This is a genomic window from Streptococcus suis, from assembly GCF_019794555.1.
Classification (GTDB): Bacteria; Bacillota; Bacilli; order Lactobacillales; family Streptococcaceae; genus Streptococcus; species Streptococcus suis_AB.
In genome coordinates this window covers 1-22007 of record NZ_JAIMEP010000032.1, presented here as the reverse complement: position 1 = coordinate 22007, position 22007 = coordinate 1, and the positions used below count along the sequence as shown (strand labels likewise).

Below are 22007 nucleotides of genomic sequence, written 5' to 3'. Positions count from 1 at the left end.
ACCTTTATTGTATCGCGTTTGGAGTTCTTTTTTGGTATAACCTTCGTCGCGCACCCGCATAGCGGGTGGTTTATTTGTCACGCACCTTACGGAGCGTGACGGACTAAAAGTCACATAATTTAAAAAAAAGAAAGCCACATGGACTTTCTTTTGATTCATTATATTATTTCCGTTTTGGTGGGTTGTGGATTGCAACACCAAGCACATCAAGGAAGGCTTCATACATAACCTCTGAGAAGGTTGGGTGACCATGGATAGAAGCTGCCACATCATCAACAGTCAATTCAGATTCCATGATAGTTGCTGCTTCGTTGATCATTTCAGCTGCAACTGGACCGATGATATGAACACCAAGGATTTCATGGTATTTCTTATCAGCGATAACTTTTACGAAACCGTGTGCTTCGTTAGAAGCGATGGCACGACCGTTACCAGTGAAGCTGTTGCGACCGATAAGGATATTTTCTTTACCGTATTTCTCGATTGCTTGGTCTTCTGTCAGACCAACCATAGCAATTTCAGGGTGTGTGTAAACCGCTGCTGGTGTGAAGTCCAATTTAGCCTTGTGGTGGTTGCCGTTGATAGCATTCTCAGCAGCAACTTCACCCATACGGTAAGCAGCGTGTGCCAACATTTTAGTACCATTAACGTCACCAGGTGCATAAATTCCTGGGATAGAAGTTTCTTGGTAAGCATTGACCTTGATACGACCGCGATCCAACTCAAGGTTAAGATTTTCAAGACCAGCCAATTGAGGTACACGTCCAATTGAAAGAAGAGCTTTTTCAGAAATAATTTCTGAACCATCGTTCAACTTGATGGTCAACTGGTTGTTGGCTTCAACAATTTCAGATACTCCAACTGATGTCAAGAATTTCATACCTTTCTTAGAAAGGACTTTTTGCAATTCAACAGACACTTCGCGGTCCATACCTGGAATGATACGGTCAGCCATTTCAACAACTGTTACTTCAGTACCGTAAGACGCGTAAACCAAACCAAGTTCCACACCGACTACGCCACCACCCATAACAGTGAGTGACTTAGGAATTTCACGCAAGTCAAGGATATCATCAGAAGTCAATACCAACTTAGAATCGATACCTGGAATGTTGATGCGTGATACTTTCGAACCTGTTGCAAGAACGATGCTACGACCTTTGATGACCTTGTCGCCGATAACAACAGTCTTGTCAGGGTTTACTTGTCCAAGACCATTGAAGATGGTTACCTTGTTGGCTTTCAAGAGACCTGCTACACCACCAGTCAAAGTCTTCACAACCTTGTTCTTGAAGTCAACTGTTTTATCCATATCTACAGTGTAGTTTGTAGATGCAAGATTTATACCACGTTCAGCTGCAATCTTCAAGCCGTCAAGGATTTCAGCATTTTTGAGGTAGGTCTTAGTTGGGATACATCCTTTGTTCAAGCAAGTCCCACCAAATTCTGATTTTTCAACGATTGCAATTTTACCACCTAGTTGGGCACCACGAATCGCGGCGTAGTAACCAGCAGGACCACCACCGACAACAACCATATCGTACTCGTCTGCTGCCAATTCAGCCTTAGGAGCTTGTGGAGCTGCTGCAGGAGCTGCAGGCACTTCCAAACCAGCTGCTTTCAAGTCAGCAGTTGCTTGTGCAACTTCTGCTGGAGCCGGTGTAGCACCAGTCTCAACTGTTTCACCTTCTGCACCAAGGTAAGCAATAACTTCTGTTACAGGAACTGTTGCACCGTTACCATGAACGATTTTCAAAAGAACACCTGATTCTTCCGCTTCCAACTCCATGCTTGTTTTATCTGACATCATCTCTAAGATAACATCACCTTCATTGACAAAATCACCCTCTTGTTTTTTCCATTCGATGATTTCGCCTTCTTGCATGTCTACACCAAGTTTCGGCATAATAATTTCAATTGCCATAGTTATGATACAAAGAACGTCAAATGCGACAGAATTTTAGGAGTCCAACGTAGGATGCTTGCATCCGAGGCGGACTATCTAAATTCCGAAGCATTTAGTTCGTGTTCAAATGTCACGAACTCGTCCTACATCCTTTCTTTATTTTTTCTCTTTACCAAATTGAGCACAGGCTAAAAACCTATTGAAAAAGATAAATCGCCTCGTGCCTCAAGGCACATCGTTGATTTCCTATTTTCATACGGTTTTCTTAACGCCTTTTGCATCTTATCTCAGATCAACAATTCCAATGGGTTTTCCAGCAAGTTCTTCAAGTCAACCATGAACTTAGCACCATTCATACCATCAATGATACGGTGGTCAATGGTCAAGCAAAGTGCCATAATTGGACGGATTTTGATTTCACCATCAATAACTACTGGAGTTTGAACAGTTGCTGCTACACCAAGGATTGCTGAGTTTGGTTGGTTGATAATTGGGTTAAAGGTTTTGGTACCAAACATACCCAAGTTGGTGATAGAGAAGGTAGATCCTGACATTTCAGCCCCCTTCAACTTACCAGATTGAGCTTTCTTGATAACATCTTTTGATGCCACAACAAATTCAGACAAGCTCATCTTATCTGCGCCATGAACAACTGGCACCACCAAGCCATCATCTAGACCTACTGCGATACCAAGGTTGACAAACTTGTGTAATTCGATTTCTTGTGCATCGTTAATCAAAGAAGCGTTCATGTAACGGTGTTCTTCTTTCATCAACGTACGAACAACCGCGAGACCAATCAAGTCTGTAAAGGTCACTTTCAGACCAGTCTTATTCATAATTGGCTCAAGGACTTGCTTACGAAGCGCCATGAGGTTGGTCATGTCGATATCGTAATTAAGCGTAAAGGTTGGAGCAGTCAAGTAAGAGTTGACCATACCTTTTGAAATCGCCTTACGCATTGGGCTCATCTTAATGATTTCAACGCCTTCTGGCAATTCTTTAGCTGGTTTCTCTTCCACTTTAGGAGCTGGAGCCACAACTTCTGCTTCTACAGGAGCAAGAACAGCAAGTACATCTTCCTTAACAATTTTACCATTGACACCCGTTCCTGTGATTGTTGACAAATCAACACCATGGTCAGCTGCAATACGGGCTGCGAGCGGTGTCGCCTTAGGAGCTGCACCCTTGAAGTCTTCTACGTCAGCCTTGTGGACACGGCCATTTGCACCAGTTCCTGGAACAAGACCCAAATCAATGCCCAATTCCCCAGCTAACTTACGGGCCGCTGGAGTTGCGCGCACCTTGCCGTCACCTTGTGGTTTCGCTGCAGCAGTAGGTGCCACAATCACTGGTGTACGGCCCGCTGGCACTTCTTCAATCGCTGCAGCTGGTTCAACAGCAGGAGCACTACCTGCTTCAACTGTTTCACCTTCTGCACCGATGTAGGCAATGACTTCTGTCACAGGAACAGTTGCACCGTTGCCATGAATAATTTTCAATAGGACACCTGACTCTTCTGCTTCCAACTCCATGCTGGTCTTGTCAGACATCATTTCCAAGAGAACATCACCTTCATTGACGAAATCACCCTCTTGTTTTTTCCACTCGATGATTTCACCTTCTTGCATGTCCACACCGAGTTTAGGCATAATAATTTCTACTGCCATTTTTTAAATACCAAGTCCGAACAGAAAACAATTGAATATAGGAAATCGTAGCTAATATTGATTTTCAATCGATTCATTCATTTTCAAGTTTTCCGAACGGGTTCAATTCCTTTCTCTCAATTTCTTACGTTATCAAAGAACCGACTCCAATGATATTCATTGAACCAGGTCAATTCTTTTCATACATTCCTTCAAACAGGGTTAGGACGGTTGCCCGTCCTTCCATTTTGTCTTTAGCCCTTGTTTACTTGCTTATAAATTGCCGCTTTGATTTTCTCTACGTTTGGCAATACTGCATTTTCAAGAATGTTAGCGTAAGGAACTGGTACATCGTCAGAAGCGATACGGATGATCGGTGCATCCAAGTAGTCAAAAGCTTCGCTTTCTGTGATGATTGATGCGATTTCACCGATGAAACCACCTGTTTTGTAAGCATCGTTGACCAAGATAACCTTACCAGTTTTCTTCACAGATTCGATGATTAATTCTTTATCCAATGGGATAAGGGTACGTGGATCTACCACTTCTACGCTGATGCCTTCTGTAGCCACTTCTTCAGCTGCTTTCAAAACACGTTCCAACATACGACCGTATGAAATGATAGTTACATCAGTACCTTCACGTTTGATTTCGCCTTTACCAAGTGGAATGTAGAAATCAGGATCCAAGTTCACTTCTTCTTTTTTACCGTAAAGAGCTTTTGGTTCCAAGAAGATAACTGGGTTGTTGTCAAGGATAGATGATTTCAAAAGACCTTTTGCATCGTTAGCTGTACCAGGTGCAACAACTTTGATACCTGGAATGTGAGTCAACCAAGCTTCAAGAGATTGTGAGTGCTGTGCAGCTGAACCGATACCTGAACCAGATGCCACACGGAAGGTTACGGGTGTTTTCAAACCGCCACCAAACATATAGTTGGTTTTGGCTGCTTGGTTAACAATCGCATCAAGGGCAATTGTGATGAAGTCCATGAACGTCAAGTCAACGATTGGACGAAGACCTGTTTGAGCCGCACCAACCGCAGAACCAGCGATTGCAGCCTCAGAGATAGGCGTATCGCGAACACGTTTTGGACCGAATTCGTCCAACATACCAACAGATGTACCGAAGTCACCGCCGTAGATACCGACGTCTTCCCCCATCAAGAATACTTTTTCATCCTTACGCATTTCTTCGCTCTGAGCCAAGTTAATCGCTTCACGCAAGGCCATTACTTTTGTTTCAGCCATTTTTACAATTTCTCCTACTTATATCAATTTACTTTTACTGTACTAATGAAAATCAATCAATTACCACAATGTTTCGTCATTTAGTTTTTCTTTTATTACTTCGACGTAAGAGGAAACTCTGTTTCCTTATTTCCAACTTCAAACACTCCACTGGATTGTTTGAACTCGCCTTGCCTAACTTCAGTTATGCCTGCGGCTCGTTGCCTAGTACTAAAAGCAAACTCAAAGACTATAATTGTTTATAGCCCCAGCTTGAGGCACCTTAGAATTGTGTTCGGTCTAAAAACTCGGAAAAAAGAGACGCAACCGTTTCAGCTTCAGCTGAATTACGGATGTGGCTACCTTTAGGTGCGAACTTCCTTGTGTGCAAGCACACTGTGTCAGTTCCCTATTTTTCAGTCGTTTTTTAGACGACCTCACAACTTAGTCCACAAAAACGTCTTCGTAAGCGATTGAAATATCTGGATCTGGACTTTCTTGTGCAAATTTCACAGCAGCCTCAACTTGTTCAGCGACTTGTGTTTCAATTGCATCTAATTCTTCATCTGTTGCAATCTTGTTTTCAGTCAAATATGTACGGTATTTCTTAAGTGGATCCTTTGCTTTCCAAGCTGCAACTTCTTCTTTTGTACGGTAGGCTCCGGCATCAGCTGTCGAATGTCCAAACCAGCGATAAGATTCAACCTCCACCATCGCTGGGCCATTTCCTGCACGAACATACTCAATTACTTCTTGCATTTTTTCATAAACAGCAATGACGTCATTGCCATCTTCAACATAGTGACCTGGAATACCGTATGCTGCAGCACGTTGGTAGAGGTGAGGAATTTTTGTTGAATAAGATATGTCTGTTGAGATACCATATCTGTTATTTGTAATAAAGAAGATAACTGGTAAATTCCAGACAGCCGCCAGGTTCATTGACTCATGGAATGAACCTTCGTTTGTTGCTGAGTCACCTGAGAAGGCGATAACGATATTATCTGTCCCAAGGTATTGCTGTGTGAGAGCCGCTCCTACTGCAAGAGCATAGCCACCACCTACGATACCATTTGAACCAAAGTTTCCTTTTTCAACATTGGCCAAGTGCATGGAGCCACCACGGCCTTTGGATGTACCAGTTGCCTTACCAGCAAGTTCAGCCATCATACCGTTGATGTCAATACCTTTTGCAATAACATGACCATGACCACGGTGATGTGAAAAGATAATATCTTGATCAGTCAAACCAACGATTGGTCCAACAGCAGCTGCTTCTTCACCAACTGAGAAGTGGGTCATTCCTTGTACAAAGCCACGACGCACCAATTTATTTAATTTCATATCAACATCACGAATCTGTTGCATTTTCAAGAACATATCCAAGTGTTGTTCTTTTGAGATAGATACCATAATTTCCTCCAAAGGTTTTTCTCTTTCTGTATTATGATAGACCAATATTTCACAAATGGCAAGTATTTGAACCGTTTTCTTTTTGCAGAAATTTTCGTGAAAAACCTTTATTTCGTGCGTTTTTTCACAAATTCCAACAAATGACTAACCGTCTCGTTTGAAACTTTTTTCACAAACTCAAAAAGAGTCTTGTCAGTCATTTTCCTTTCTGTTAATATAGAAAAGGAGGTGCTTATGGAATTCGATTTGTTTCTTATGATGTGCAACTATATTGGCACAATTGCCTTTGCAGTATCGGGTGCAGTAAAAGGTTTCAAGAAAAAGTTAGATATTTTTGGAATTAGTCTCCTCAGCATCATTACTGCCGTTGGTGGTGGTATCATTCGTGATACAATGGCAAATAGGATTCCTACTGCCTTGACCGACCCGACCGCCATCTACTTATCTCTTGTTGTGGCTATTGTGATGTACTTGATTGTCATCAATCTAAAGCAGGACAAACCTCTTGATAAGAAGATGATTCATTTCCTTTCCCAAACGAATTTGGTCTTCGATGCCATCGGTTTATCCATTTTTGCCCTTATTGGAGCAAGTACAGGAGTTGAACTTCAACTAAATGCCGTAACGAGTGGTATTTTAGCAGCACTAACAGGAGTTGGTGGCGGAATCGCTCGTGATTTATTAGTCAATGAGACACCGATTGTCCTAAAGGAAGATGTCTACGCTGTGTTAGCACTCTTTTCTGGTATCTTATACCATCTCTGTGTTGTGGATTGGAGATTGCCACAAATTCCCGTATTCATTACCATCTTCAGCCTTGCTTTGCTCATTCGACTTTTGGTCATTAAATATAAAATTAACCTTCCGAACATGGAAACAAAACGAAAGGCCTGAGTTTCTCAAAACTCAGACCTTTTTATTATAATTTGACGATCAATTACCAGCCACCGTGGCCACCTGCACCTGGTCCTGGTCCTGTTGCTGTGATTTGAGTAATCTGCTCACCGTTAACTGTCACAGTACCTCCTGTCAATTCAGCAGTTCCATCGAAGTCAAAAGCAGATTGAGCTGTTACATCAATTGTACCTCCGGAGATATAGATATCTCCATTAGCATCAAAGGCATCCGTATCCCCACTACCTACAGCCACTTTCAAGTCACCGCCAGTTACCTTGATAAAGATATCTGATGACGTTGTACTTGCCGCATTAATAGCATCATCTGAACCGTAAACATCTAATGTACCACCATTTATTGTGATATTGGTTCCTTCCAAGGCTTCTACTGATTCTGGTACAGTAATTGTGCCGCCGTCAATTGTCAAGGCAGTTTCTGCTTTGATACCATCATCTACTGCTTTTACAGTAATTTCACCACCTGTGATAGTTGTATAACCTTTGCTAGTATCTGTATCATTTGTAGACTTGATACCATCTCCACCTGCTGTTACAGTGATTGTTCCACCATTGATTGTCAATGAATCCTTACCACGGATACCATCATCTACTGCTGTTACAGTGATAGTTCCTGCATCAATAATCAAATCATCAGTTGATACAATACCATCTTGGAAGTTTCCTTCTACTGTCAGGCTACCATTCCCCGTAATGGTTAAATCTGCCTCAACATGAATGGCACCTTCAATATTGGTATCAGTGTGATTGCTCGTATCTTTCACAGTGTTTGTCGTTCCATCTTGAAGTTCCAATTCAACATTATCTGCACTAATAACATTGATTGCGGCAGTATCTGAGCTTGAAATCTCGGCACCTGCTAAAATAATTCGAACATTGGCATCTGTTTCAACAGTCACACCTGCAGTTGTTGAACCTGTTAGAATATAGGTTCCACCTTCCGTTATTTTCAATCCATCATTTGAAAGCGTTACTTCTGTAGTAGGAAGGGCTGACCAGTCAATAGAAGATGATGATGAACTTGAGTCAGATGATGTGCTATCGCTGGAAGTAGTTGCTGCACTTGATTGACTTGTAGCTGCAGAACTTGATGTTGTCGTTGAACTAGAAGTTGATGAACATGCCGCCAAGACACCGATACTCATTAACGTGACACCTGAATAAAGTAGTTTTTTAAAATTTGTTTTCATAAATAGATTCCTTTTCTTTCTTAGGAAGTTTTGGATACCTTCCTGATATGCTCTTAGTTTACCTTTCCTACCTAAAAGAAAGATTAAAGATTACCAAAAGAAAACTTAAAGTACTACTTAAATAAAAAAAAAGCTGGAAACCCCAGCTTCTATCCATTCTTATTTTACACTATAAGTTAACCCAATGCAAACTTGATAAATCAAGTAAAGGGGATGTTTCAGGATTAGTATCCGATTCAGAAATCCGTTTCAATCCTGGAATCATTGCATTGTACTGATAAATCCGGTATACTCCACCCCCTTCAAATAAATAGGTTCCATCCTGTAAAGGACGAAGAATGGCATCCGGGCCAATTTCAAAACCAATATTTCGGAAATTATCTACTAAACGGAAACTCTCCCCAGATAGCTGCGTGTAAAGATCAATGAGGATATAGTCACCAGATTTGTTCAAAGCTACGAGTAATTCCTCTGTACCATCTTGATCAATATCGTATAGGCTATAGAATGCTCCGCTGTATTCTTGGCCTTGGCTCGTCAGTAAACTTAGATAACTACTAACCTCGTCCTGATTAATCGCTTCAGAAACCTGACCTAAATTGGCTTGGTAACGATCGATAACGGACTGGTACACTGTCGGCATCGTCTGTGTATTTGTAGAAGTGGCTTCTGTTTGTGAGTCTGAAATAGATGTAGGCTCTGAGGAAGACTCTGGGGTAGATTGTTGGTCCGAACTAGTTGTAACTTGGCTCGATGAACTAGTATTGGATGTTTCATCTTCCTTGGTCTGAGTGGATTGACATGCTGCTAATAACACAACCGTGGACACCAACATTATACGACTAATAAACTTTTTCATAACTTCCTCCTACGCAATCTCTTTTATATTAGTATACCATCTTTAGAAAAGCTTGTAAACGCTCACCATTTTTCTCCCATCTCGATTAGCCGAAACCATGCTCTATCAAGTGTACATTTACAACTATATTGCTACCAGTATAACTTAATCATAAAGAAACTAGAACGACAACTTTTAGAAAAAGTGTCGGATGCCATTGTACGAATAATCTATTTTTAACTCTTTGAAAAAAAAAATCGAATATAAAAAACCTTGATGGATGAGAGGAGAGTGGACAAAATTCGACTAATACTCTTCGAAAACAAAATCAGGCGTTGTTGACTTGATTTGATGAGTGAAATGCTCCAATGGAACCTTTCAGCCTGTTACCTTGAAACAAAATAATAACCTGCATCAGAGCGAAACGAACTACGTTCGCCTATTTCCAACCTCCAAAGGTTCCCCGAACCTTTGGAGCAAGTCTGATTTTGATTTTCATTGAGTATAAATGGTTGTCGGCAAACAATTTAAATTTCCTTCAAATATTTTAGGTCGTCGAAATCATTTCAATAGAGTCCAAAAAAGCCGAATGTTTCCATTCGACTTTCTTAATCTTTCTGTTCGAGAGCACGAAGCATTTGATCAATTTTGTTTCCATACTCTATTGATTGATCTTTTTCAAACACCAAATCAGGAATCTTATAAAGTGTCAATTTGCGACCAAGTTCCCTTTTTATTGTTCCAGTTGCTTTTTCCAAACCAGTTTGTGCTTTTTGATTGTCGGAAGCCAAGTTACTCATGATTGTGTAGTACACTTTGGCCATTGATAAATCACCAACCATCTGAACATCAGTGATGGTTACACCTTGCACACGGGGATCGCGGACTTTCTTTTGTAAAATCTCATTGACTTCACGCTTGATTTCCATCCCAACACGGTCTGTACGAAAATGATTTGCCATATTCTTTTCCTTTCTAACAGGATAGAAAAGCTGAGTTGCCTCAGCTTGAATAATCCAAGTAAGACGAGGCTAGGCAGAAGCTCAGTCTTATAAAAAGCAAGATGAATAAATCATGAACTGTTCTTCAATGATCTTATTTTTTGATTTCTTCCATAATATAGGCTTCAATCGTATCATCAACTTTCAGGTCATTGTAATTTTCTATCATCAATCCACCTTCTTGAGCATTACCGACTTCTTTCACATCATCTTTATAATGCTTCAAGCTTGCTAATTGGCCGTCGAACACAACAACTCCATCACGAATAACACGAACACTTGAATCACGGGTAACTTTACCACGAACGACCATGAAACCACCGATTGTTCCAACTTTAGATACCTTAAAGGTTTCACGTACAATCGCTTCACCAATGATTTTTTCTTCGTATTCAGGATCAAGCATCCCTTTCATCGCATCTTCCATCTCTTCGATGACCTTGTAAATAATGCTATGAAGACGTACTTCAACATCGTCAGTTTCAGCTTGACTACGCGCTTCTGCGGTTGGACGAACGTTGAAACCAATAATTAACGCATTGGATGCCGCAGCCAAAGTGACATCTGATTCATTAATGGCACCAACTGCTGAATGGACGATATTCACTTTGACACCTTCTACTTCAATTTTTTGAAGTGATGATGCGAGTGCTTCTACAGAACCCTGTACGTCAGCTTTAATGATGACATTAACAGACTTAACTTCACCTGCTTTAAGTGTATCAAAGAGGTTTTCAAGACTAACACGTTGTGTTGCTTGACGTTGTTTGAGAAGGGCACGTTTTGCACGTTCTTCACCAGCTGCACGAGCAGATTTCTCATCTTCATAGACAGCAAAATGATCACCAGCCATTGGTGCTTCATTCAATCCTGTGATAGAGACAGGTGTAGATGGACCAGCAACCTTCACACGACGTCCAAGGTCATTTGTCATGGCACGAACACGACCAAAGGTATTCCCTGCAACAATTGGATCCTGCACATTCAATGTTCCTTGTTGGACTAGTAGGGTAGCAACCGCACCTTTTCCTTTATCCAAGTGAGCTTCGATAACTGTACCGATTGCGCGTACAGTTGGATCTGCCTTCAGTTCTTGAATTTCAGCAACTAACAGAACTGTTTCCAACAACTCATCAATATTTTGATTGAATTTGGCAGAGATTTCTACAAATTCAGATTCACCACCCCATGCAGTTGAAATAACTCCATGTTCTGCCAATTCACCAATCACACGCTCAGGATTAGCACCTGGTTTATCAATCTTGTTGATGGCAACAATAATTGGAACGTTCGCAGCTTTTGAGTGATTGATTGCTTCAATCGTTTGTGGCATAACACCATCATCTGCAGCAACGACTAGAATAGTCAAGTCTGTAACAGATGCACCACGCGCACGCATAGAAGTAAAGGCCGCGTGTCCTGGAGTATCTAAGAAGGTGATTTTCTTACCAGCTTCCTCAATTTGGTAGGCACCGATATGCTGTGTGATACCACCAGCTTCCCCTGTAGCCACACGAGAATTACGCAGGGTATCCAATAAGGTTGTTTTACCATGGTCAACGTGTCCCATAATGGTCACTACCGGTGGACGTTCTGTCATTGCATCCTCATTAAGATAGCCTTCTTCTACGAAGAAACGCTCGATATCTGCGTTATCGATCTCTACCTTTTCTTTCGCTTCAATACCATAATCAACCATGAGGAGTTCGATAGTATCTCCATCCAAAGATTGGTTTTGAGTCGCCATAACTCCCATAAGGAAGAGTTTTTTCACAATTTCAGCAGGTTCACGTTTGATTCGTTTTGCAATTTCTGCGACGGTCATGCCAGCAGTGTATTCAAATTCGGTTGGCAATTCGTGGAACTTGCGTTCTGTGACAGGTTTGGCAGGTTGGTTAGCCTTGCCTTTTTTATTTTTCTTGTTGTTATTCCAGTTACTTGTTCTTTGATTTCTCACTTGATTTTGACTATTTCGATTTCTTTGTTGTTTTCTAGGACCATCTTCTTCGTCACCAATAAAGTCACGTTTTTTATTTGGTCGAGCTTGTTTCTTACGACGGGTATCTACAGTAGATTCTGCTACTGGCTCTGGTACCGATTCAACAGGTGTAGGTGTCACAAATGGTTTACTTTCTACAACTGGTTCTTCGAACTTAATTTCTTTTGGTTTCTTCGGTTGCTTCTTAGCTTCTTGAGCTTGACGGAAACGTTCTTCACTTGTACGAGCATATTCTGCATTTTGCTCTGCCTTTAGAGCTGCTGCACGTGCTTTGAAGTCAATTTTAGGTCCTGCTGGTTTTGCAGCCTCTCTTTGTTCAAAGCGAGCTGACTGACCTGAACGGTTGTCCTGACGACGGTTGGCACGATTATCACGGCGTTCACCAAATCGGTTGTCTTTCCGCTCTTCTGGACGCTGGTCACGACGATTGTCGCGGCGATCATTTCGCTCATTGTTTGAACGTCCCTGACCTTGTTGACGGTTATCACGACGATCTTGACCGTACTTAGCTTGTTGACCTGCTTTTCCTTGTTGGCCTTGAGCTCGTCTAGCAGCTTGTTCTTTAGCACGTGCTTCACGCTCAGCTTTAAAGTTACGACTCTGTGGACGATGTGGAGCTGATTGTACTGCACTAGCCGCAACTTCTTCTTTTACTACTGGCTGTGCTTCCTTAGCTGTTTCCACCTTTGGAGTTTCATCAACCTTCTCAGGCTTACTAACTTTTGCCGCAACTTTAGTTGCTTCTGATTTTTGTCCCTCAAAGCTTTCTGCAAGGCGTTTAGCACTTGCTTCATCTACGCTTGAAGCATGACTTTTGACTTCAAACCCCAATTCTTGAGCCTTAGCAACAACTTCCTTACTGCTTACGCCTAATTCACGGGCTATTTCATTCAATCTCTTCTTAGACAATGCCTTGTCCTCCTGTTCTATTCCATAATAGACCTCATCTTCTTTGTAAATCCAGCGTCTGTCACTGCAAGAACTTTTCTAGCCTTGCCGATAGCTGCACTCAATTCCAGTGTTGAAAACACTGTTACAACTTCTACTTGATAGGTATGACTTTTATCTGTTACTTTTTTGCTTAAATTTCCAGCTGCATCGTTGGCTAAAAATACCAATTTTGCCTGCCCTTTTTGGATAGCTTCAACAACCAAGTCCTCACCAGAGGTGAGACGACCAGCACGCTGCGCCAATCCCAATAAATTTAAGATTTTCTGTCTCTTATTCGAGTCCAAGTTCTCTCCTCTTGACCTTATGATCAACATAGGCAATCAACTCATCATAAAACTCCTCAGCTACTTCCATACTAAAGGAACGATCAAAAACATGACGTTTTTTCGCCTGAATTGCTTCCTCATTATCGAGCTTAATATAGGCTCCACGCCCATTTGCCTTGCCAGTTGGATCGATAAATACTTGGCCTTCTTTATTTTTTACAATACGGAGCAAATCCCGTTTGTCGATGATTTCACCGGACACCACAGACTTGCGCAAGGGTATTTTTCTAGCTTTTGCCATGGTTGCTCCTTTTGCCTTATTCTTGTTCTTCTGTGAGTTCTTCTACAACTTCATCCGTCGCATATTGCTCAGCTTCAAATGCTTCATATTCTGATGCTGACTTGATGTCAATACGGAATCCTGTCAAATGTGCTGCCAAACGAACGTTCTGGCCACGACGACCAATTGCCAATGACAACTTATCATCTGGTACAACGACTGTCGCATGTTTTCCATCTTCAGTATCAAACAATACTTGATCAACTTCAGCAGGTGCAAGCGCATTGTAGATAAATTCCGCTTCATCTGCTACCCACTCGATGACATCAATATTTTCCTCAGTAGGAATCATACGGTCATTCTTAGCATCATAACGAGCTGGATGGAATTTGCTAGTGATTTTCTTAATATTTGAACCGCCACGACCAACGATAGTACCAATAGCATCTACGTTTGGATTATGGCTACGAACGGCCACTTTCGTACGATCTCCAGCTTCGCGAGCAACACTCATGATTTCAACTGTTCCATCGTATACTTCTGGAATTTCCTGTTCCATGAGACGTTTGATCATTTCTGGATGGCTACGACTGACAAAGACGTTCACACCACGACCATTGTCTTCCACCTTATATACAAAGACTTCAATACGATCATGTGACTGGAAAACTTCGCCAGGAATTTGATCCTGTTTTGACAATTGTGCTTCAATCGTACCAAGATTGACATAGATAAAACGATTGTCGAAACGCTCCACAGTACCTGACATAATTTCATTTTCATGTTGCTTGTAGGTATTGAAGGTAATGGCACGCTTTTGTTTGCGCATTTTTTCCATGATGGTTTGTTTAGCTGATTGAGCAGCCACACGCCCAAACTCAGCAGGATCCTCTTGAAACTTAATTTTATCGCCCATTTCATAAGCAGATGAAATAGCTAAAGCATCTTTCAAACTGATTTCCAAACGGCTATCAAATACCTCATCTACTACTTCACGAACAGTAAATACATGGAAGTCACCTTTTTTCTCGTCAAATTCGATTACCGCTGACTCTGATTGGCCATAACGGCGTTTATAAGCTGACCGAAGTGACTCAGTTACAGCATCAATGATGTCCGCTTTGTTAATACCCATGTCTTCCTCTAAAATACGGAAGGCTTCTAGCATTTCTTTACTCATGTTGTTTTCCTTTTGCGCTCAAAAGGTCCTTTCTTAAAGTCTAAAATCTATTAAGATACTCTAATACGATTGAGTATCGCAACCTATTACAATTTGACAGCCAAACGGGCCTTTGCCACCGTCTGGTAAGGAATCGTCACTTCCTTCTTGCGGGTTTTATCCATATATTCCATAATCAGGTCTGTTCCATCAAAGGAGAGCAAAGTCCCTTCGAAAACCTTGATTTTATCAATTGCCTGATAGAGTTTGACATGGATGTACTTTCCAACTGCCTTTTCAACAGCATCTGTCGTTTTTAAAGGACGTTCCAAACCTGGACTTGTTACTTCCAACATATACTGCTCCGGAAATGGGTCCGGCTTAATCGTATCCAAAATTGGACTAATGACTTCTGACAAATCTGCCGTATCTTGAAGGGAAATTCCACCCTCCTTATCGACAAAAATAGATAGGACATAGTCACCGCCCATCTTACCATATTCCACATCTACCAACTCATACGGAGCTTGAATTGCGGGGGTAATTGCTGCTGTGACCAAATCAATAATTGATGACATAAACACCTCCTATTTCTGCAGTAGGTAGAAATAGGTTTCCAAATAATCATCTCTACCATTGGATAACCATATTCCTTGTTTACCACACCCTATATACACACAACACCTTCTATTTACATGTAGAAATCAGTGTATAGGGAAAGGGTTGACTGACGCCAACCCCCTTTCTCATTATTAACTCCTATCATTCTAACATATCTCTCATTACTTGTAAAGGAAAACGATGGAAATGAAAATAGCAACTTACTATTATTCACATCCTGATTGAATTTTTAAATTTTTTCTGTAACTAATTAATATAAAATATTAAATTAGATTCAAACTCTTTCAAATGCTAGTAGTACTTTGTTCCGCATTCGAATTTTAGTTTAGGTGACACGAATACATACTCAATTTCACATTAAAAGTTTTTCATACCATTGCTAACTGTATAAAAAACAAGGATTTTCTTTCGAAAATCCTTATCATAAACTTTTTGAGTTCTATTACGCTTCGATTGCTCGAAATCGTAGATTTCTTCGCAGAAATTTTATGCTTTGTTCGCTGAATATAATTTAAATATTCTTGGTTCTTCCTTTAGCATCTTAATTCCCATTATTAAAGGATTCTTAATTATTAGTAATATAACTTAGTGTCACTAAAATTCTTCATGTTTCCTCAAAATTGGGGGCCAATTCGGGGCAAGAACCCTAGTTATGGATACTTCATTTCTTAAGACTTGGTTTGTCGAACCTACTAACTAAACTAGCTCAAATACCTTTAATCAAGTCACTATTAACTACCAATTATTTACAAAGTTTCAACTAAATAGGGTAAATTTTTCTAGAAAATAAACTAATGCGAGTCAGATATATCATAAATCTGCCCTATGTCGCAACAACTGTGATTAAATTAATAAAACATAGCACCATCTCTACTTTCAAAAGTAATGATGGTATTTTATATAGAGCAAACATCTAATTCCTTCAACCTCTTTAAAGACGAGTGCTTGGCGAATGACTTGGATACTCGGTAAGAGGGCATTACAACGGCGGACAAAGCGAGAATATTCTAGGAAATTAGGAAATAAACTTTGGGCCAATTGGTGCTTAGCTTTAAGCGTTTCACTAAAATGCAGTACGCCCCACAGGTAACAAGCGATAACTAAGCAATCTGATGTTGCGAGATGGACGTTCTTTCGGTTTTGAACCTCAAGGGGAACACTCGTTTGATAAAGCGTCTCAATGGTTGTCAGTAAATAAACAAAAACTTTTGGAAGTGTGCTATTATAAGTCATATAAGTCGTGCGCTTTCTAATGCTTAGTGGCTTAAGATTAGGATAGCACGACTTATTTATTTTCCAATGAAATTAACTAGCAATTCGGGTTCAACTTATAGCTATTATCCTAAAGAAGTTTTGGCTGACTTTAAAGAGGATGTTGAGACATTTGCAAAATCAGAAGGATTGACGGCTCATGCTAAATCAATTTCTGTGAGATTTGATGAAATGTAATACTTGAGACAAGATTTTCAAAATTTATTGGTCAAGGCGTGAGGAACCACATGGATTTTAAAATATTGAATAAGAAAAATAGTAGGTAGAAAAACATGACAAAACAAGAAAATTATTACGCAGAAGTTTTCGAAAAACCATGGGGTCGGATGTTCTATGACTTACTTTTTCCACAGCTCCTACCAAATTTGACAAAAGATTCAAAAATTCTGAGTTTCGGCTCTGGATTTGGTCGGACTGAAACATTTTTGATGGAACAGGGATTTGAAGTCACGGGCTATGAGCCTGACGTAGAAAAACTCGAGATGATGTCTGACCAAACTTTTCGTCAGTTGACAGGAACTTTTGACGACTTTGCAGAAACTGTTAAAAATGAGCGTTACGACGTAATTCTCATTCACAATGTCCTAGAATACGTCCCTGACCGAAAAGTCGTGTTGGAATTACTCTTGCCACTTTTGACAGATGGCGGCACGCTTTCTATTGTCAAGCACAGTAAGTACGGTAGCATGATAGAAATGGCAGCAGGACGTGATAATCCGCAGGCAGCGCTTGATGTTTATGAAAATGAATCTGTCGCTTCTCACAACCACGGCGATATCCTAGTTTATGACGATGATTGGCTGACAGATTTTGTGGCAAATTACAAACTGAAACTCCAAGAAAAATTTGGAATTCGTCATTTTTACGGTATTTCACAAAACGCAGAAATCAAAGAAACAGACAACTGGTATCAACCCATGCTTAAGTTAGAACAAAAAGTAGCGAAAGACCAAACGCTGTATCCAGTCGCACGATTACATCATTTGATATTTAAAAAAACTAAGGAGAATCTGTTATGACACGCATATCACACATCACGCGTAAGACCAAAGAAACACAAATCGAACTTTCCATCATGCAACATCTGACTGTTTAGTGATTACTTGTTACCTGTGGGGAGTGCTTCATTTTAGTGAAACACTTAAAGCAAAGCACCAATTGGCTCAAAGTCTATTCCCTAATTTTCTAGAATATTCTCGCTTTGTTCGTCGTTGTAATGCACTCTTACCGAGTATTCAACTCATTCGCCAAGCTCTCGTCTTTAAAGAAGTTGAAGGGATTGATGTGTCTATTATTGACAGCTTTCCCATTCCTTTGTGTCAGCCGATTCGTAATTTTAGAAGCAAAGTTTTGGGCGACTATGCAAATATTGGCTACAATGCTACCAAAGGTCAGTACTTTTATGGCTGTAAATGTCATGCTTTAGTCAGTGAATCAGGCTAAAATGTTTAATAAAATCATTTCGAAAATACGTGTCCGTATTGAACATGTATTTGGCTTTGTTGAAAATTCAATGCATGGTTCTAGTTTACGTTCTATTGGATTCGATCGAGCTGTTTTAAATACTGACCTTACAAATCTGACTTATAACTTATTGAGGTACGAACAAGTTAAACGTTTAAATCTCAAAACATGGCGGTAATCTGTCTAAAATAAGAATAAACAGTCAAGCGGCGTCTGTAACATAAAGAAAAACACAGTAGACTATGCTTAGTTTTCTGTGTTTTTTTCTAATTTCATTTAGAGGTGAATTAATTGGTAGTTATTAGAGGTGCCCTAAAAAAAGACGCCCAAAATCAGGATAAGCCCGATGCCAATCACGAGTTTCACGTGTTCTTTTAACTGTGCGATTATTGTTTGCCAATTCATATTTTCACCTCACTTATATACACGCAAAAAATCCCCGTTTGTCACAGGGATTTTGCTTATTTTTTAAGATTTTGAATAAATTGCTTAAAGATTTTTTCATCGGAATAACTTAAAACATTCTTGGCGTAAATATGTTCGCCGAATTTGGCCACGAACACAAGCGCAACCAGCTGCAAGGCCAGCGCGATATAAGCTTGTGTCAACGTCGACATTTCCATGGCCAAACGGCCCGGCATCAAGGTTGGCGAAACAAAAGGCAGATAACTCAAGATTTTGATCACGATATTATTGGGTACATTGGCCCCAAAAATACTGGCCATATAGCCAACCAAAGAAAGATAAGAAATCGGCGCGATGGCTTGCTGAACCTGACTTTGGTCATTAACCAAACTAGCGATAATCGCTGTCAAGAAGAGGTAAGCCATGAGTCCCACGATCAACATCAAGACCGCATAGACCAAGAAACTCATATCGACGCCACCGACCATGCCCTTGACGCTTTCGACCATGTCGTTGCCTTTTAGGGCAATGGCTGCAGCCACCCCTAAGATGACATAAAAAACGATATGGGTCAGAACCAATAAACCAATCCCTAGGATTTTACCAAAATATTGGACTTTGGTGCTGGTTGCTGCTAGCAAGGTCTCCATAATCCGATTGGATTTTTCATTGGCAATCTCTTGCGCCAACATATTAGAGTAAATCATCAGCAACATGAATATAACGATGGCCACACCAACAGAAACGAGAGAATTGGCCGCATTTTTAGCCTCACCCCCACTAGATTCCCCTTTTTTGCTCAGGGTTTTCATGGTCAGATCAGCAGGCGTTTGCAGACTGATCAATTCCTCAGGACTTAATTTAAGATGCGTGGCTTTTTCTGCTAGTTCAATCTGCGACAAGGCGGTTTTAACCGTCGTCTCATTGAATTTTGTCGTGCTATCCGTCGACGCCACTAAGGTATATTTGCCATCTTCTTTGACGAGATAGCCATCTATTTTCTCATCCAGTATCTTTTGCTTAGCCGTTTTAACATCTGCCACGGCTGAGATTTTAGCGTCTAAGACTTTATCGGTTTTAAGGGTTTGAACCAGAGCTGCATTGTCAACAACAGCCAATCGCGCCGGTGAATCATCACTCGTCTTAGCAATTACGAAACCAATGATTAACCCAACCAATGGCAATAAGAGTGGCGTCAACACCGTCAACCAGAAACTCGGTGTCTTAATTTTTGTCCGGTAAACTTGACCCGCGACTAATTTCATTTGTTTAAACATTTTCAGCGACCTCCTTACGGAAAATTTCATCGAGCGTTGGTGGCGCTTGAACAAAAGCTTGGACATAGCCAGATTGACTCACGCGTGTGAAAATCTCATGACCAACAGCTGCATCATTGACATGAATCATCCGGCCAGCACCTTGTTTCTCAATCGTCTCAACACCTGAAATGGCTGACAAATCCGCATCTGGCACATCACTTTCAACATAGATTTGGGTGCGCCCAAAACTATCCCGAATCCCATAAATGTCGCCTTGCAAGACAACTTTACCTTTTTTGAGCATGGTTAACTGATCACTGAGCAACTCTACCCCACTCATATTATGACTGGAGAAAATAATCGCTGCACCATTTGCCTTGAGCGTTTTGATTTCCGACATCAGGAGACTGGTATTGACTGGGTCAAGGCCTGTAAAAGGTTCATCCAAAATCAGAAAATCAGGGCGGTGAATCAAGGTCGCGATGAACTGTACTTTTTGGGCGTTCCCTTTGGAAAGGGTCTGCACCTTGTCTGTAATTTTTCCGACAACTTCTAACTTGTCCATCCAGCGCACGAGCTCATCTCTTGCCTCAGCCCGTTTCATGCCATGGAGTTCAGCAAAATACAAGATTTGTTCTTCAATCGTCAATTTTTGATAAAGGCCACGCTCTTCAGGTAGAAAGCCTATTTTTTGCTTAATCTCCTGAGTAATGGGCGCGCCCTGCCACGTAATCTGACCGCTATCCGGTTTAATAAAGTCCAAAATCATCCGAAAAGTTGTCGTCTTCCCAGCACCATTTTGACCAATCAGCCCCATAATCTCGCCCGGTTTGACGGTCATGTCTAGCTGATCAACAGCGATTTTATCACCAAATTGTTTGGTGAGGTTTTCTAGTTTTAACACATCTACTCTCCTCTTAACTCTAGTTGCTTAGCAACGCCAACACAAGGCCATCCCCCTACTGATCATTTGAATACTTATAATAACAATTCAATTTTATCACAATTTTCTGAAGATACCAGACTTTAACTGGCTGATCCTCTTATTTTCTGATGCGATAGGCAAGATAGAGGACAAACAGTGCGAGTAAACCAACAATGTAAGCCACTGGTATGATCACTGTTTCCTCATTTATTGAAAATATAACGATACCACAACATAAAATCAGCGATACAAGGCCAATATGTGACAAAGCCTGTTGATGACTTTGTTTTTTACGTTCATCTGTTGCTTCAATTCTTTTGGCATGCAATTTTTCGGGGCTTTTAACCTGTCGGTTCTGTTGCAAAGTTTTCCAAAAAATCTATTTTAGTGTAAAATTGAGAAAAAAGACAGAGAGGACAGAGTAATGAATCATTTTAAAGGCAAACAATTCAAAAAAGACGTCATTATTGTCGCTGTTGGTTACTACCTGCGTTACAATCTAAGCTATCGTGAAGTTCAGGAATTGTTATATGATCGTGGAATAAATGTTTGTCATACTACGATTTATCGTTGGGTGCAAGAGTACAGCAAAGTCCTCTATTATCTTTGGAAGAAGAAAAATAGACAATCCTTCTATTCATGGAAAATGGACGAAACCTATATCAAAATTAAGGGACGTTGGCATTATCTTTATCGTGCAATTGATGCGGACGGCCTAACCTTAGATATCTGGTTACGAAAGAAACGGGATACGCAAGCAGCCTATGCTTTCTTAAAACGACTCCATAAACAGTTTGGTGAGCCGAAAGCAATTGTGACCGATAAAGCACCTTCTCTTGGATCAGCCTTTAGAAAGTTACAGAGTGTGGGTTTATATACTAAGACAGAGCACCGAACTGTGAAGTATCTTAACAATTTAATAGAACAAGACCATCGACCTATTAAACGACGGAATAAATTTTATCAAAGTCTCCGTACAGCCTCTTCCACGATTAAGGGCATGGAGACCCTTCGAGGAATATATAAAAAGAACCGAAGAAATGGAACGCTCTTCGGCTTTTCGGTGTCTACTGAAATCAAGGTATTAATGGGAATACCAGCCTAAGATATTTGGAGTTCAGAGAGGGCTCGTTTGATTTTCAAACTTTGGAAAGGTTATAATAAACTAGACACAAAGTTAAGAGAAATCGTGGAAAGGTTTATTATGGCAAGAAGAAAATTCGATAAACAATTTAAAAATTCTGCAGTAAAACTCATTCTTGAAGA

The 22007-nt window shown here is 40.6% G+C and carries 19 protein-coding genes and 3 pseudogenes; 6 read left to right on the top strand and 16 right to left on the bottom strand.

The genetic code is table 11. The features are described from left to right. Positions 1-163: 163 nt before the first annotated feature. The 4 genes from lpdA to K6V48_RS10100 all read right to left on the bottom strand — a co-directional run bounded on the left by lpdA (position 164) and on the right by K6V48_RS10100 (position 6197). Positions 164-1924, bottom strand: coding sequence for a dihydrolipoyl dehydrogenase (gene lpdA, locus K6V48_RS10115; RefSeq protein ID WP_222369472.1), 1761 nt, complete (start codon positions 1922-1924; stop codon positions 164-166). A gap of 269 nt (positions 1925-2193) precedes the next feature. Then, on the bottom strand, positions 2194-3576 hold the full coding sequence (locus K6V48_RS10110; protein ID WP_222369470.1) for a dihydrolipoamide acetyltransferase: 1383 nt from the start codon (positions 3574-3576) through the stop codon (positions 2194-2196). A gap of 233 nt (positions 3577-3809) precedes the next feature. Continuing rightward, positions 3810-4805, bottom strand: coding sequence for an alpha-ketoacid dehydrogenase subunit beta (locus K6V48_RS10105; protein WP_222369469.1), 996 nt, complete (start codon positions 4803-4805; stop codon positions 3810-3812). A gap of 423 nt (positions 4806-5228) precedes the next feature. After that, entirely contained in the window at positions 5229-6197 is a 969-nt protein-coding gene (locus K6V48_RS10100; RefSeq protein WP_024391508.1) for a thiamine pyrophosphate-dependent dehydrogenase E1 component subunit alpha, read from the bottom strand. A gap of 234 nt (positions 6198-6431) precedes the next feature. Here K6V48_RS10100 and K6V48_RS10095 point away from each other — a divergent pair, with 234 nt between their 5' ends. After that, the gene (locus K6V48_RS10095; protein ID WP_172038837.1) at positions 6432-7091 is read left to right on the top strand and encodes a trimeric intracellular cation channel family protein; all 660 of its coding nucleotides are present in this window, start codon (positions 6432-6434) and stop codon (positions 7089-7091) included. Between the two features lie 43 nt (positions 7092-7134). On the opposite strand, the gene K6V48_RS10090 is transcribed toward K6V48_RS10095, so the two are convergent. The 9 genes and pseudogenes from K6V48_RS10090 to K6V48_RS10050 form a co-directional block, all read right to left on the bottom strand. Beyond that, the gene (locus K6V48_RS10090; protein ID WP_222369467.1) at positions 7135-8301 is read right to left on the bottom strand and encodes a carbohydrate-binding domain-containing protein; all 1167 of its coding nucleotides are present in this window, start codon (positions 8299-8301) and stop codon (positions 7135-7137) included. Between the two features lie 169 nt (positions 8302-8470). Next, positions 8471-9160: a colicin lysis protein gene (locus K6V48_RS10085; protein WP_222369465.1), complete on the bottom strand. Its 690-nt coding sequence runs from the start codon at positions 9158-9160 to the stop codon at positions 8471-8473. A gap of 587 nt (positions 9161-9747) precedes the next feature. Then, positions 9748-10101 (bottom strand): 30S ribosome-binding factor RbfA, encoded by a 354-nt coding sequence (gene rbfA / locus K6V48_RS10080; protein ID WP_024379497.1) that lies wholly within the window; start codon positions 10099-10101, stop codon positions 9748-9750. A 133-nt stretch (positions 10102-10234) separates the two neighbouring features. Next, complete coding sequence (gene infB / locus K6V48_RS10075; RefSeq protein ID WP_222369463.1) at positions 10235-13048, bottom strand: translation initiation factor IF-2; 2814 nt, start codon at positions 13046-13048, stop codon at positions 10235-10237. 17 nt (positions 13049-13065) lie between these two features. Beyond that, positions 13066-13404 carry a YlxQ-related RNA-binding protein gene (locus K6V48_RS10070; RefSeq protein WP_222369461.1) on the bottom strand — a complete coding sequence of 113 codons (339 nt, stop codon included), beginning with the start codon at positions 13402-13404 and terminating at the stop codon, positions 13066-13068. Beyond that, positions 13361-13657, bottom strand: a complete 297-nt coding sequence (gene rnpM / locus K6V48_RS10065) for an RNase P modulator RnpM (protein WP_024396619.1) — start codon at positions 13655-13657, stop codon at positions 13361-13363. Before rnpM ends, K6V48_RS10070 begins: the two co-directional genes overlap by 44 nt. Before the next feature lie 16 nt (positions 13658-13673). Further along, positions 13674-14816 (bottom strand): transcription termination factor NusA, encoded by a 1143-nt coding sequence (nusA, locus tag K6V48_RS10060; RefSeq protein WP_172038834.1) that lies wholly within the window; start codon positions 14814-14816, stop codon positions 13674-13676. 86 nt (positions 14817-14902) lie between these two features. Beyond that, complete coding sequence (rimP, locus tag K6V48_RS10055) at positions 14903-15373, bottom strand: ribosome maturation factor RimP (protein ID WP_222369459.1); 471 nt, start codon at positions 15371-15373, stop codon at positions 14903-14905. Positions 15374-16331: 958 nt separating this feature from the next. Next, positions 16332-16649 (bottom strand): annotated as a pseudogene (locus tag K6V48_RS10050) (IS982 family transposase); the annotation flags it as partial. 66 nt (positions 16650-16715) lie between these two features. Between K6V48_RS10050 and K6V48_RS10045 the strand changes: the two are divergent. The 4 genes and pseudogenes from K6V48_RS10045 to K6V48_RS10030 all read left to right on the top strand — a co-directional run. Then, positions 16716-16865, top strand: coding sequence for a histidinol dehydrogenase (locus K6V48_RS10045; protein WP_239604522.1), 150 nt, complete (start codon positions 16716-16718; stop codon positions 16863-16865). A 95-nt stretch (positions 16866-16960) separates the two neighbouring features. Next, positions 16961-17707, top strand: a complete 747-nt coding sequence (locus K6V48_RS10040) for a class I SAM-dependent methyltransferase (RefSeq protein WP_171989993.1) — start codon at positions 16961-16963, stop codon at positions 17705-17707. Positions 17708-17750: 43 nt separating this feature from the next. Continuing rightward, positions 17751-18128: pseudogene (locus K6V48_RS10035) on the top strand (transposase); the annotation flags it as partial. Position 18129: 1 nt separating this feature from the next. Next, positions 18130-18330, top strand: a pseudogene (locus K6V48_RS10030) (transposase); the annotation flags it as partial. A gap of 283 nt (positions 18331-18613) precedes the next feature. Here K6V48_RS10030 and K6V48_RS10025 read toward each other — a convergent pair. The 3 genes from K6V48_RS10025 to K6V48_RS10015 all read right to left on the bottom strand — a co-directional run bounded on the left by K6V48_RS10025 (position 18614) and on the right by K6V48_RS10015 (position 21105). Continuing rightward, the gene (locus K6V48_RS10025) at positions 18614-19834 is read right to left on the bottom strand and encodes an ABC transporter permease (protein WP_171989992.1); all 1221 of its coding nucleotides are present in this window, start codon (positions 19832-19834) and stop codon (positions 18614-18616) included. Beyond that, complete coding sequence (locus K6V48_RS10020) at positions 19827-20720, bottom strand: ABC transporter ATP-binding protein (RefSeq protein ID WP_099421352.1); 894 nt, start codon at positions 20718-20720, stop codon at positions 19827-19829. The genes K6V48_RS10025 and K6V48_RS10020 overlap by 8 nt, the downstream gene beginning before the upstream one ends. Positions 20721-20859: 139 nt before the next feature. Beyond that, positions 20860-21105, bottom strand: coding sequence for a hypothetical protein (locus K6V48_RS10015; RefSeq protein WP_171989991.1), 246 nt, complete (start codon positions 21103-21105; stop codon positions 20860-20862). Between the two features lie 60 nt (positions 21106-21165). Between K6V48_RS10015 and K6V48_RS10010 the strand changes: the two genes are divergently transcribed. Then, a complete protein-coding gene (locus tag K6V48_RS10010; protein ID WP_014727478.1) occupies positions 21166-21846 on the top strand; it encodes an IS6-like element ISS1N family transposase in 681 nt (226 codons plus the stop codon). Positions 21847-22007 lie beyond the last annotated feature (161 nt).